A 12,511-nucleotide genomic window follows, 5' to 3' on the forward strand; every position below is an offset into this window, starting at 1 on the left:
CGACGGCGCCGTCCGCGCGGTCAGCCGTACAGCCGCGTGCGCAGCGCGTCGTAGCGCTCGAGCACCCCGTGGTCGCCGCCGGGTGGCGGGTCGAAGGTCGCCTCGATGCGCACCTGCCACTCCGGGGGGCGCGCGCCGCCGAGGACCCAGGCCGCCTGACGGGCCGCGCCGAGACCGACGTACTCGGCCGGTGCTGGGATGGCCACGGGGACCCCGAACAGGGCAGGAGCGATCGCGCGCACCGATGCCGACGCCGACGCGCCACCGATGAGCAGCACCCGGTCGACGGGGATCCCCAGCTGGCGCAGGTCCTCGACGCCGGCCACGAGGTTGGCCAGCATCCCTTCGACGGCGGCGCGGGCGAGGTTCTCCGGGGTGGCGTTGGTGCGGGTGAGGCCGCCGAGCGTGCCGGTGGCCTCCGGCAGGTTCGGGGTGCGCTCGCCGTCGAGGTACGGCAGGAGCGACAACCCTTGTGCCCCAGGGGGAGCAGCCAGGGCCAGCCGGTCGAGCCCGGACAGGTCGGTGCCCAGGAGCTGCGCTGCGGCAGTCAGCACCCGGGCGGCGTTGAGGGTGCACATGAGGGGCAGGTGGCCGCCCGTTGCGCTGGCGAACCCGGCGACGTCGCCGGTCACGTCGCGCACGGGTGAGCTGTGGTCGGCGAAGACGGCACCGCTCGTGCCCAGCGAGACGACGACGTCACCGGGCCGCAACCCGAGCCCGAGGGCCGCGGCGGCGTTGTCGCCCGTGCCGGGTCCGACGACCAGCCCCGCGTCAGTGCGGCCAGCCTCGTCGGACGGGCCCAGGACGCGGGGAGTGTCGAACTCACGGCCGAAGGCGAGCTTCTGGAGGTCGGAGAGGTAAGCCCCGTCGGCGGCTGAGTAGTAGCCCGTGCCTGACGCATCGCCCCGGTCGGTGACGTGGCCGTCAAAAGCGTTGCCCTGCTTGAGGATCTGGCCGGTCAGCCAGTCGTGGGGGAGGACAACGGACGCGACCTTGGCGGCGTTGGCAGGCTCGTGCTCCGCGAGCCACCGCACCTTGGTGACCGTGAAGCTCGGCACCGGCACCGAGCCGGTGCGCTCGACCCAGGCCGCCGGTCCGCCCAGCTCGTCGAGCAGGTCCCGGGACGCCTGCGCCGAGCGAGTGTCGTTCCACAGCAATGCATCTCGCACCACCTCGCCGGTCTCGTCCAGCGCACACATGCCGTGCTGTTGACCACCGACGGCGATGGCAGCCACGTCATCGAGGAGCCCGTTCGCGGTGGCCCGGCCGAACGCCTCCCACCACCGGTCAGGGTGGACCTCGGTGCCATCGGGGTGGGGAGCGCGACCGGTGCGGACCACCTCGCCGGTGGCCGCGTCACACACGACGACCTTGGTGGACTGGGTCGAGGAGTCGACACCGGCGACGAGGGTGCGGTGGTCAGCCATCACTCACTCCTGCGGCCGGATCACGGACTTGATGGCTCCCGGGACGTCGCGAGCCGCGGTCAGAGCGGTGGAGGTCTGCGCCAGGCCGAACCGGCCGGTCACCAGGCGCTCGAGGTCGACCTTGCCCGATGCGACCAGGGCGATGGCGGTGGGCCAGGTACCGGCATACCGGAACGTGCCGGTGACGACGAGCTCGCGCTCCTGCACCACCGCCAGCGGCAGGGGGAGCTCGTCGCCGCCCATGCCCACGAGCACCGCCCGCCCGGCCGGTGCCAGGGCGCGGATGCCCTCGCCGGTCGCACCGGGGTGCCCCGAACACTCGAGGAGCACTTCCGGGGGCCGTCGCCCGGCATACCACTCGGTGATGCTCACCGAACCCGACGCGATGGTCCCCGTGGCGCCGAGCTCGGTTGCCACGCTGAGTCGCTCGGCGTTGAGGTCGGCGACCACGATCTCGCTGGCGCCTGCTGCCCTGGCCACCTGCACGCAGACGAGCCCGATCGGTCCGGCGCCGGTCACGAGCACCCGCGAGCCCGGGGCCACGGCGCCCTTGCGGCACGCCCAGACGCCGACCGACAGCGGCTCGAGCAGCGCGGCAGCTTCGTCGCTCACCGCGTCGGGGACGGGGTGGGCGAAGGCGTGGTGGATGGTGACGAGCTCGGCCAGCGACCCGTCGACCGGTGGGGTCGCGTGGAACCGCATGTCGGGGCAGAGGTTGTACCGCCCACTCAGGCACTGCTCGCACGACCGGCACGGTACGCCGGGCTCGAGCGAGACCCGCTGACCGAGCCGTCCGGGGTCGACCTGCGCCCCGACCGCCTCGATGACGCCCGACGCCTCGTGGCCGAGCACCAGCGGGGACTCCACGACGAACCGCCCGATCCGCCCGTGGTCGAAGTAGTGGGTGTCCGAGCCGCACACGCCGACCACGTGCACCCGCACGAGGACCTCGTCGGCGGCGGGCGTGGGCGCGGGCCGGTCGACCACCTCGATCTCGCCGGGGCGGCCGAGTACCGCTACGCGCATGAGGTCAGCCTCTCTGAGGGGTCCAGGCTGCCAGCGTGGCCCGCGCGCCGACGGTGTGCAAGGCGTGGAGCGCGGAGGTGTATGCCGCAGCGAAACGCTCGTCGTCGGCCAGGTCACCGAACAGGTCGCGGTCGCGGAGGAACGCCAGCGGATCAGCCTGCTGCTTGGCGGCGGCCGCCATCACCCGGTCCTTGAGCCGGTCGACGACCTCGATGGGGTCGCCGTGTTCGTCGACGCCCTCGGCATACCGGGCCCACGAAGCCACGACGAGCGCGGACAGCTCGATCTCGCCACCGGTGCGCAGGTTCTCCATGATGACAGGCACCAGCCACTTGGGGATGCGGTCGGAGGACTCTGCGCAGAGCCGGGCGAGGGTGTCACGGACCTCGGGGTTGGCGAACCGCTCGACCAGCTGTCGTCGGTAGGCGTCGAGATCGACCCCGGGGACCGCCGGCAGTGTCGGGGTGCCTTCGCGCTCCATGTACGCCAACAGGAACGACGCGAACAGCGGGTCCTGGCAGACCTCGTGGGCATAGCGGTAGCCCGCGAGGTAGCCGAGGTAGGCGAGCGCCTGGTGGCTCGCGTTGAGCAGTCGCAGCTTCATCAGCTCGTACGGCACGACGTCCTGGACCATCTGCACGCCGGCCGCCTCGAACGGCGGACGCCCCTGGCCGAAGGTGTCCTCGAGGACCCACTGGGTGAACGGCTCGCAGACCACGGGCCAGCCGTCCTCGACCCCGAACTCGCTCGTCAGGGCGTCGATGTCCTCGCGCGCCGTGACCGGGGTGATCCGGTCGACCATGCAGTTGGGGAACGCGACTTCGGCCTCCATCCAGTCGGCGAGGGCTGGGTCCTTGAGCCGGGCGAAGGCACAGAGCATGCGCTTGGCGACGTCGCCGTTGTCGGGCAGGTTGTCGCAGCTGAGCACAGTGAAGGGCGCGCCGCCCGCGCGACGACGCTGGTCGAGAGCTGCGGTGAGGTAGCCGAAGACCGTCGTGGGCACCTCGCCGACGGCGAAGTCGGCGCGCAGGTCGGCCTGGATCGACGGGTCGTCCGCGTCGAACTGCCCGGTGACCTGGTTGACGAGGTACCCGCCCTCGGTGATGGTCAGCGACGCGATCCGGGTCCGGTCGTCGGTCAGCCGGGAGAGCACTGCCTCCGGTTCGTCAGGGGCGAAGAGGGTCTCGACGATCGAGCCGATGACTCGGGGCTCGCGGCGACCGTCCGGGTGCTTGACGACCAGTGTGTAGAGGCCGTCCTGGGCTCGCAGCGTCTCGATGATCCGCCGGTCGTGGGGCAGCACGCCGACGCCGCACAGTCCCCACTCGAGCGCTACGCCCTGGTTCATCAGGGTGTCGAGGTACATCGCCTCGTGCGCCCGGTGGAACCCGCCGACCCCGAAGTGGACGATGCCCGTGGTGACCTGCGCCCGGTCGTATGCCGGCCTGCTCACTCCGTCGGCGAGGTCACCCAAGGTCTTGTCGGAGAGCGGGATCGGCGGCGAGGCACTCACTTCACCGCACCCATCGACAGACCCTGGACCAGCTTGTCCTGGGCGGCGAAGCCTGCGGCGAGCACCGGCAGCGAGACGACGAACGATGCGGCGCAGACCTTGGCGAGGAACAGTCCCTGGCTGGTCACGAACCCGGTGAGGAACACCGGGGCGGTGCCGGCCACGGTGCCGGTCAGGACGCGGGCGAGGAGCAGCTCGTTCCAGCTGAAGATGAAGCAGATCAGGGCTGCCGAAGCGATCCCGGGCATGACGACGGGGGCGACGATCTGGCGCAGGGTGCGGATCAGCCCGGCACCGTCGACCTGGGCGGCTTCGAGCATCTCGACCGGCACTTCAGCGAGGAACGACCGCAGCATCCAGATCGCGATCGGCAGGTTCATCACGGTGTAGAGCAGGACGAGCAGCCAGATGTTGTCGAGCAGCCCCACCTTCTGGGCGAAGAGGTAGATGGGCAACAGGCCCGCGACGATCGGCAGGAACTTCGTCGACAGCAGGAAGAACAACACGTCGGTCCACTTGCGGACCGGTCGGATCGACAGGGCATATGCGGCCGGGAACGCGAGCAGCAGCACGAGCAGGGTGGAGGTGATGCTCGCGGTCGCCGAGTTGATCAGGGCGGGCAGCGGCCCGGCATCCCAGAACGAGCGGTAACCGTCGAGGGTCAGCGGCGCGGTGAACGACGGAGGGTTGGTGGCTGCGTCGGACTCCTTGTGGAAGGAGGTGAGGATCATCCACAGGACCGGTGCGCAGAACAGGAAGCCCACGACCCAGGCCAGCGCAGACAGGAGCATGCCCCTGCGCGGCGGCTTCTGGTGCTGGATCTCCTGGCCGTTGAGTAGCTGCTTGGCGCTCATCGCGTCTCCTCCCGGAAGATGCTGAACACCGTCCGCAGCGCGAAGGTCGCGATGATGATGGTGCCGATGACGACCACGACGCCGGCGGCCGAGGCGAGGCCGTAGTCATGGGCGGTGTAGAAGGTCTGGTAGATGTAGTACGGCAGGTTGGCCGTGCCCAGACCGCCTGAGGTGATCGTGAAGACGTGGTCGAAGTTCTGCACTACGTAGATGGACCCGAGCAGTCCGGCCAGCTCGATGTACTGACGCAGGTGGGGCAGCGTCATGTTGGTGAAGATCTGCCACGAGCTCGCGCCGTCGATGCGGGCCGCTTCGATGACGTCCAGCGGCCGGCTCTGCAGGCCAGCCAGGAGGATCAGCATCATGAACGGCGTCCACTGCCAGACGATGGCGAAGATGACCGACCAGAGGGGGTAGCTGCTGATCCAGTCCGGTTGCGGTGCCCCGTCGCCGAAGAACTTCTTCAGCAACCCGTTGAACAAGCCGTACTCGGGGTTGTAGAGCGCGTGCTTCCAGACCAGGGCAGCGGCCACCGGCACCACGAGGAACGGCGTGATCATCATGGTGCGGACGACGGCGCGTCCCCGGAAGGTGCGGTCGAGCAGGAGCGCGATCCCCAAGCCGAGGGCGAGCGAGATGAGCACGACCGCGGCAGTCAGCAGGATGGTCACGATGATCGCCTGCCGCGCATCGGGGTCGCTGAGCACCGTCACGAAGTTGGACACCCCGGTGAACCCGCGCTGGTCGGGGTAGTACGCGTTCCAGTTCATGAACGAGGTGATGATCGTGACGACGAACGGCAGCTGGGTGACCAGGATGACCAGCAGCAGGGCTGGCAGGAGCGGAGCCCGGCGCGCCCAGTCGCCGGTTCGGCGAAGACGCTCCGTCCTGCTGTTCCGGCGGCCAGCACCCCCGGTGGGGGTGGTGGGGGTGCTCGGCGTCGTCGGTGGGGTCGTCGCTCGGGTGGACATGACGTCAGCTCACTTCTTGTACTTCTTGGCGACCGCCTCGGCCAGCGACTGCCCCTTGTTGAGGGCGTCGTCGACGCTGGTCTGACCCGCGATCGCCGCGCTGACGTCCTGGCTCACCTTGGTGCCGAGGTCCGGGAACTCGGGGATGTCGATGAACTGGATGCCGGGTGCGGGCCGAGGCTGCACGCCTGCGTTGTTGGGGTCGGCCGACTCGATGGCGGACTTGGTTGCCTCGGCGAACGCGCCCGCGGCCTTGAGGTAGTCGGCGTTGGAGTAGGTCGACGCACGCTTGCCGGCCGGCACCCGCGACCACCCGAGCTGGGCGCCCACGAGCTGCTCGTACTCCTTGGACGAGGCCCAGGAGATGAACTTCCAGGCGTTGTCCTTGTTCTTGCTCGCCTGCTGGACCGCCCAGGCCCACGTGTACAGCCAACCCGAGCTGGCGGTCTTGTCGACCGGTGCCGGTGCGTAGCCGAACTTGCCCTTGTTGGGTGAGTCGGTGGCCTCCAGTGACCCGGCTGCGGACGTCGCGTCGTACCACATGGCCGTCTTGCCCTGGTTGAGGTTGTTGAGGCACTCGGTGAACCCGGCCTGCGGCGCCCCGGCCTCGCCATGGGCGCGCACGAGGTTCACGTAGAAGTTCACGGCCGCCTTGAACTCGGGGGGCGTTGACCTTGGCGGTCCAGTCCTTGTCGAACCAGGTACCGCCGAAGGTGTTGACGACGGTGGTCAGCGGTGCGAACACCTGGCCCCAGCCGGGCTGGCCGCGCAGGCAGATGCCCTTCATTCCGGGCTGCGCGCCGTCGACCTTCGCGGCCATGTCGGCGACCTGTGCCCAGGTGGGCTTGGCCGGCATGGTGATGCCCTTGGCCGCCAGGACGTCCTTGCGGTACATCAGGAACGAGGACTCGCCGTAGAACGGCTCGCCGTAGACCTTGCCGTCGACGCTCAGCGAGGTCGCCATCGGCTTGAGGATGTCGGACTGGTCGAACGCCGTGTCCTTCGAGATGTAGTCGTCCAATGGGGCGACCCACTTGTTCTTCGCATAGATCGGGATCTCGAAGTTGCTCAACGTGGCGACGTCGTACTGGCCCGCCTGGCTGGAGAACTCCTGGCTGATCTTGTCGCGGACGTCGTTCTCCGGGAGCACGGTGAAGTTCACCTTGATCCCGGTCTTCTTCGTGAAGTTGTCGGCTGTCAGCTTCTGGAGGTCGACCATCTGCGGGTTGTTGACCATCAGCACGTTGACCGCGCCACCACCGCCCGTCCCGCCGCCACCGGCCCCGCCGCCGCCGCCGGCGCCGGAACAGCCCGTCAGACCAGCGGCCACCACCGCCGTGACGCCCACCAGCGCCGTGAACTTCATGCGAGACATCGGTCCTCCTCGTTGACGTCCGCGCTCATCTGAGCGCTACTATGCACAAACGAGTAAAGAACGGGATGCGGGACTTGTCAACAGGTAGTCCGGAGAGGTGAGATTGCGGCCGTGGCTGAAACCGGCGGACCTGCGGAGCTCGTGCTGTGGGCTGCCGTCGCGCGGCGCTACTACGTGAAGGGGCAGTCCAAGGTCGACATCGCCGAAGCGCTGGGGATCAGCAGGTTCAAGGTCGCGCGCATGCTCGACGCGGCCCGTGAGAGCGGAATGGTCCGCATCGAGATCGTCCGCCAGGGCTCGCTGGACGTGGACGCCTCGGCCCGGCTCGCCGAGCGGTTCCACCTCGAGCACGCCGTGGTGATCGAGCACAGCGACACCGATGTCGCCGCGATCCGGCACCAGCTCGGCACCGCCGCTGCCGAGCTGCTCACCGAGATCGTGGAGAAGGGTGACGTCCTCGGCCTGCCCTGGTCGCGCAACGTCCATGCGACGGTGGCGGCGCTGACCAGCCTGCCCCCCGTCGAGGTGGTCCAGCTCACCGGTGCCATCGCACTGCCCGACCTCGACAGCAGCGCTGTCGACATCGTGCGGAGGGCGTCGCGGGTGGCGGGCGGCACCGCCACGGTGTTCTACGCCCCGTTCGTCATGGACAGCAAGGCCAGCGCCGACACCCTGCGCCGCCAGCCCGCCGTGGCCCAGGGTCTGGCCAGGGCCGCGGCCGTCACCAAGGCCGTCGTGGGCATCGGGCGCTGGGCGCCCGGCGAGTCGACCATCCACGACCTGCTCGATCCTGCGGAGCAGCAGGAGCTCGCGAGCCGAGGCGTGTGCGGTGAGCTGGCCGGCGTCTTCTTCGACGAAAGTGGAAAGACGTTGCGCCCCAAGGTCGCTGCGCGCCTCATCACCCTCGACCCGGACTCGTTGGCCCGCATCCCGAACGTGATCGCCGTCGTCTCCGGGGCGTCGAAGGCACCGGCTGTGCGGGCGGCCTTGGAGGGCGGTCTCATCCACGGCCTGGTCACCGACGCCCCCCTGGCCGACGCACTCCTCAGCAGCTAGCTGGGGCGCGGGGCGGCCGGGCGAACGGCCGCACCAACCCACCACCTCTTGCGCAAAAGGCCCGAACCGGGCATAGTCGACTCTCAGATGTAAGCGCTTTCAACGAGGAAGGCACCTGATGGCCGCGACAGCTGGGCACCCCGCCGGGGCGACGATCTACTCCGTCGCCGAGCGTGCGGGCGTCTCCATCGCGTCGGTCTCCCGGGTGCTCCAGGGCTCGACAGCGGTCTCCGACCGGACCCGTGACCGCGTCCTCCAGGCTGTCGACGACCTGCGGTACGTGCCCCTTTCAGCCGCGCGCAGCCTGGCGGTCCGCCACCACGAGGCGCACGGCCTGGTGCTCCCCGAGCTCTCCGGTCCGTACTACTCCGAGTTGGTGCTGGGGTTCGAGTCCAGGGCTTCGGAGCTCGGCCAGAGCGTGGTGCTCATCCTCGCCGAAGGCAAGCACGACCTCACCCGCGCGGTCCGCAAGCTGGCCACCCGCGTCGACGGCATCGCGATGCTCGGTTCCGCAGCGATCCCCGAGGCCACGGTCACCGCGCTGCACGGCAGCAAGCCCGTGGTCCTCATCGCCGGTGAGGCCCTGCCGGACATCGACGCGATCAGCGCCGAGAACACCTCGAGCGCCCAAGCCCTCACCGAACACCTGCTCGCTCACGGGCGCCGCAAGCTCCTCTTCGTCGGCGATCCCGATGCAGGCCCGGACATCCGCGACCGGTATGCCGGCTTCGTCGCCGCCCACGCGAAGCGTCGCCGTCGCGCGGCCCCGCCGGTGCGGATCCCGTTGCGCGAGAGCGCAGGCACGGTCATGGCCGACGGCGTCCTCACGGGCGAGCACGTCGCCGACGCACTCGTCTGTGCCAACGACGAGCTGGCGCTCGCGATCATGAAACGCCTCCGCGAGGGCGGCGTGCGCACGCCTGACGACCTCGCCATCGTCGGCTGGGACGACGCGATGACCGCGCGGTACATCGAGCCGGGTCTCACGACCGTGCGGCAGCCGGTGCGCGAGCTCGGCGCCTTGGCGGCAGACCGCCTGCACGCCCGGATCACCGGCGCCGCAGCCGAGCAGAGCACCCAGGTCATCCCCACCCACCTGGTCATCAGGTCCTCGTGCGGGTGCGCAGCTGCACTCGACACACCCCTCCCGCCGCGCCCGCGGCATACGAAGAACCGCACCCAAGGAAAGAGAACACCATGATGAGACGCACCCCCGTGCTGGCCGTCGCCACCTTGGCGGCCACAGCGCTCACCCTGACGGCCTGTGGGCGTGGCAGCAGCGGCGCCACCACCGATACGGCCAAGGACATCAGCGGCGGCAAGGCCACCGGCACCATCACCGTGTGGGCGATGGGCGCCGAGGGCGAGAAGCTGCCCGCGCTCGCCAAGCAGTTCGAAGCCGCCAACCCGGGTGTCAAGGTCAACGTCACCGCCATCCCGTGGGACTCCGCACACGACAAGTTCACGACCGCGATCACGGCAGGCTCGACCCCCGACGCCGCGATGGTCGGCACCACCTGGATGGGTGAGTTCGCCGGCCTCGACGCGCTCGACCCGACGCCGTCGTCCATCGACAAGTCGCAGTTCTTCCCTGGCGCGCAGAAGACCACCGAGGTCAACGGCACCTCGTACGGCATCCCGTGGTACGTCGAGACGCGCCTGGTCTACTACCGCACCGACCTCGCCAAGAAGGCCGGCTTCGACGCCGCTCCCACCGACTGGCAGGGCCTCAAGTCGATGGCCAAGGCGATGCAGACCAAGGCCGGCGCCAAGTGGGGCATGGGATTCCAGGCTGGCGGCACGGGATCCTGGCAGTCGATCATGCCCTTCGCGTGGTCGGACGACGCCAACCTCGCCAAGGACGGTGGCAAGGGCTACAACTTCGACAGCCCGCAGGTGCTCGACGCAGTGAAGTACTACCAGAGCTACTTCACCGACGGGATCTCCGACAAGGCTGCTCCCGCGACGCCGACGACCGAGCCCGACTTCGTCAGCGGCAAGGTCCCGATGTTCATCTCCGGCCCGTGGGAGATGTCCGCGGTGGAGAAGCTCGGTGGAGCCGGCTTCAAGGACAAGTACAACGTCATGCAGATCCCGGCGAAGACCAAGTCCTCGTCGTTCGTCGGTGGATCCGACCTCGCGGTGTTCAAGAAGTCCAAGAACCGCGACACCGCCTGGAAGTTCGTCAAGTGGCTGGCCGACCCGAAGGTCCAGATCCAGTGGTACCAGTCGGCGACCGACCTCCCGTCGGTGTCCGCGGCCTGGAGCGACCCGTCGCTCAGCGGTGACAAGAAGCTGGCCGTGTTCGGCGAGCAGCTCAAGACCGCTCAGGCGCCGCCGAGCTTCGCCACCTGGGAGCAGGTCGTCGCGAACTTCGACACCGCGATGGAGAAGGTCACCAAGCAGGGTGCCGACCCGGCCGCCGCGCTGAAGTCCGTTCAGCAGCAGGCCGATTCGATCGGCACCGGCAAGTAGAGATGGCTGCCACCGTTGAGGTGACCCCCACCGGGGAGGCGGGCCAGCGCCCGTCCCCCCCGGCGGGGAGGCGCCCGGGCCGCATCACGGCGACAGGGGGTGGCCGCGTGGACCCTAGCCCTCCCGTTCTGCCTGTTGTTCCTCGTGTTCACCGCGTGGCCCGTGGTCCAGTCGCTCTTCATGAGCATCACCGACACCCGGGCCCGCGACCTGCGAACACCCTTCGCGGTGGACATCGTCGGATTCTCCAACTACAGCAAGGCGTTCGCGGACCCGCTCTTCCGCCAGGCGGCGCTCAACACCGGCTACTTCGTCCTCGTCGGGATGCCGCTCACGATCCTCGTGGCGCTGGCCGCTGCCGTCGCCCTGGACCGGGGCATCTCTCGCTTCCGGTCCGCGTTCCGGCTGGGCTTCTACACGCCGGTGATCACCTCGATCGTGGCCGTCGCCGTCGTCTGGCGGTTCCTGCTGCAGACCGACTTCGGTCTCATCAACACGGTCCTCGGCTGGGTCGGCATCACCGGGCCCAACTGGCTCGGCGACCCGCACTGGGCCATGCCGGGACTGATCCTCATGGCCACCTGGCGCAACTTCGGCACCGGTATGATCATCTTCCTCGCCGGTCTGCAGGCCGTCCCCTGGGCGCTGCACGAGGCCGCCTCGATCGACGGCGCCAACGGCTGGCAGCGGTTCCGCCACATCACGCTCCCGCTGCTGCGGCCCACCATGCTGTTTGTCTGCGTCACCACCGGCATCGGCTACCTCCAGTTCTTCGAGGAGCCGTACGTGATGACCAACGGCGGACCGCTGAGCAGCACCATCTCGCTGTCCATGTACACGGTCAAGCAGTTCGGCTTCGGCAACTACGGCTACGCGGCCTCGATGAGCTACCTCATCTTCGTCGTCATCGCGGTCGTGACGGCCCTGCAGTTCCGGCTGCTGCGAGACAACACGTGAGGACGCCATGACCGGTACCCGCAGGCTCTCGAACTGGTGGCTTTACGCGATCCTCCTCGTCGCGCTCGTCGCCGTCATGGCGCCGTTCGTGTGGATGGTCCTGGGGAGCTTCAAGACTCAGGGCGAGCTGCTCCAGAGTCCCCCCACCTGGTGGCCGCAGCACGCCACGCTCGACAACTACAGCCAGCTGTTCTCGCGGCTGAACTTCAGCCAGTACTTCCTCAACTCGACAATCGTGGCCGTCGCTGTCACGGCCGGCAACCTGCTCTTCTGCTCCATGGTCGGCTATGCCCTCGCGATGCTCGAGTTCCCCGGTCGCAGGGCGCTGTTCCTCGTCGTCATGGGCACGCTCCTGGTGCCCGGAGTGGTGACGTTCGTGCCACTGTTCGTGCTCGTCACCAACCTCGGCCTGACGAACACGCTGCCGGGGCTCATCCTCCCGTTCCTGGTCAGCCCGTTCGGCGTGTTCCTCATGCGCCAGTTCATCCTCGGGCTGCCCCGCGACCTGCTCGATGCGGGGCGGGTCGACGGCGCCGGCGAGCTGCGCATCTTCGCGCGGATCTTCCTGCCGCTGTGCGGGCCGGCGCTGGCCACCCTCGGAATCCTGACCTTCCTCGGCAGCTGGAACAACTTCTTGTGGCCCCTGGTGGTCGCCCAACAGGAGGACAAGTACACGCTGCCCGTCGCCTTGGCGCTCTACGCGAAGGGCCAGAACTCCACCCAGTACGGCCTGCTCCTCGCGGGCGCCACCGTGGTCGTCCTCCCGATCCTCGCCATCTTCCTGGTCTTCCAGCGCCGCGTCATCGAAGGCATCGCGACCACCGGCATCAAGTGAACCCACTCTGATTGGAGCCCAC

The 12,511-nt window shown here is 69.0% G+C and carries 10 protein-coding genes and 1 pseudogene; 5 read left to right on the top strand and 6 right to left on the bottom strand.

The features are described from left to right. Positions 1-20: 20 nt before the first annotated feature. The 6 genes and pseudogenes from GKE56_RS13350 to GKE56_RS13375 form a co-directional block, all read right to left on the bottom strand. On the bottom strand, positions 21-1,427 hold the full coding sequence (locus tag GKE56_RS13350) for a xylulokinase (RefSeq protein WP_154684948.1): 1,407 nt from the start codon (positions 1,425-1,427) through the stop codon (positions 21-23). 3 nt (positions 1,428-1,430) lie between these two features. After that, a complete protein-coding gene (locus tag GKE56_RS13355) occupies positions 1,431-2,453 on the bottom strand; it encodes an NAD(P)-dependent alcohol dehydrogenase (protein ID WP_154684949.1) in 1,023 nt (340 codons plus the stop codon). A 4-nt stretch (positions 2,454-2,457) separates the two neighbouring features. Continuing rightward, positions 2,458-3,966, bottom strand: a complete 1,509-nt coding sequence (locus GKE56_RS13360; RefSeq protein ID WP_154684950.1) for a mannitol dehydrogenase family protein — start codon at positions 3,964-3,966, stop codon at positions 2,458-2,460. Next, positions 3,963-4,757 carry a carbohydrate ABC transporter permease gene (locus tag GKE56_RS13365; protein WP_230209336.1) on the bottom strand — a complete coding sequence of 265 codons (795 nt, stop codon included), beginning with the start codon at positions 4,755-4,757 and terminating at the stop codon, positions 3,963-3,965. The genes GKE56_RS13360 and GKE56_RS13365 overlap by 4 nt, the downstream gene beginning before the upstream one ends. A gap of 59 nt (positions 4,758-4,816) precedes the next feature. Continuing rightward, positions 4,817-5,791, bottom strand: coding sequence for a carbohydrate ABC transporter permease (locus tag GKE56_RS13370; protein WP_154684952.1), 975 nt, complete (start codon positions 5,789-5,791; stop codon positions 4,817-4,819). 9 nt (positions 5,792-5,800) lie between these two features. After that, positions 5,801-7,157, bottom strand: a pseudogene (locus GKE56_RS13375) (sugar ABC transporter substrate-binding protein). A 120-nt stretch (positions 7,158-7,277) separates the two neighbouring features. On the opposite strand from GKE56_RS13375, the gene GKE56_RS13380 reads away from it, so the two are divergent. The 5 genes from GKE56_RS13380 (at position 7,278) to GKE56_RS13400 (ending at position 12,489) form a co-directional block, all read left to right on the top strand. Further along, the gene (locus GKE56_RS13380) at positions 7,278-8,222 is read left to right on the top strand and encodes a sugar-binding transcriptional regulator (RefSeq protein WP_154684953.1); all 945 of its coding nucleotides are present in this window, start codon (positions 7,278-7,280) and stop codon (positions 8,220-8,222) included. A 118-nt stretch (positions 8,223-8,340) separates the two neighbouring features. Next, positions 8,341-9,423: a LacI family DNA-binding transcriptional regulator gene (locus GKE56_RS13385; protein ID WP_154684954.1), complete on the top strand. Its 1,083-nt coding sequence runs from the start codon at positions 8,341-8,343 to the stop codon at positions 9,421-9,423. After that, positions 9,420-10,697 (top strand): sugar ABC transporter substrate-binding protein, encoded by a 1,278-nt coding sequence (locus GKE56_RS13390; RefSeq protein WP_370518403.1) that lies wholly within the window; start codon positions 9,420-9,422, stop codon positions 10,695-10,697. The genes GKE56_RS13385 and GKE56_RS13390 overlap by 4 nt, the downstream gene beginning before the upstream one ends. Positions 10,698-10,796: 99 nt before the next feature. Next, positions 10,797-11,654, top strand: coding sequence for a carbohydrate ABC transporter permease (locus GKE56_RS13395; protein WP_195908123.1), 858 nt, complete (start codon positions 10,797-10,799; stop codon positions 11,652-11,654). A gap of 7 nt (positions 11,655-11,661) precedes the next feature. Continuing rightward, complete coding sequence (locus GKE56_RS13400) at positions 11,662-12,489, top strand: carbohydrate ABC transporter permease (protein WP_154684955.1); 828 nt, start codon at positions 11,662-11,664, stop codon at positions 12,487-12,489. Positions 12,490-12,511 lie beyond the last annotated feature (22 nt).

The organism is Nostocoides sp. HKS02 (genome assembly GCF_009707485.1).
GTDB lineage: Bacteria > Actinomycetota > Actinomycetes > Actinomycetales > Dermatophilaceae > Pedococcus.

Excerpts from the sequence above, each read along its gene's own strand:
- GKE56_RS13350 (WP_154684948.1), bottom strand. The coding sequence starts at position 1,427 with ATGGCTGACCACCGCACCCTCGTCGCCGGTGTCGACTCCTCGACCCAG.
- GKE56_RS13355 (WP_154684949.1), bottom strand. The coding sequence starts at position 2,453 with ATGCGCGTAGCGGTACTCGGCCGCCCCGGCGAGATCGAGGTGGTCGAC.
- GKE56_RS13365 (WP_230209336.1), bottom strand. The coding sequence starts at position 4,757 with ATGCTCCTGTCTGCGCTGGCCTGGGTCGTGGGCTTCCTGTTCTGCGCA.
- GKE56_RS13370 (WP_154684952.1), bottom strand. The coding sequence starts at position 5,791 with ATGTCCACCCGAGCGACGACCCCACCGACGACGCCGAGCACCCCCACC.
- GKE56_RS13385 (WP_154684954.1), top strand. The coding sequence starts at position 8,341 with ATGGCCGCGACAGCTGGGCACCCCGCCGGGGCGACGATCTACTCCGTC.
- GKE56_RS13390 (WP_370518403.1), top strand. The coding sequence starts at position 9,420 with ATGATGAGACGCACCCCCGTGCTGGCCGTCGCCACCTTGGCGGCCACA.
- GKE56_RS13400 (WP_154684955.1), top strand. The coding sequence starts at position 11,662 with ATGACCGGTACCCGCAGGCTCTCGAACTGGTGGCTTTACGCGATCCTC.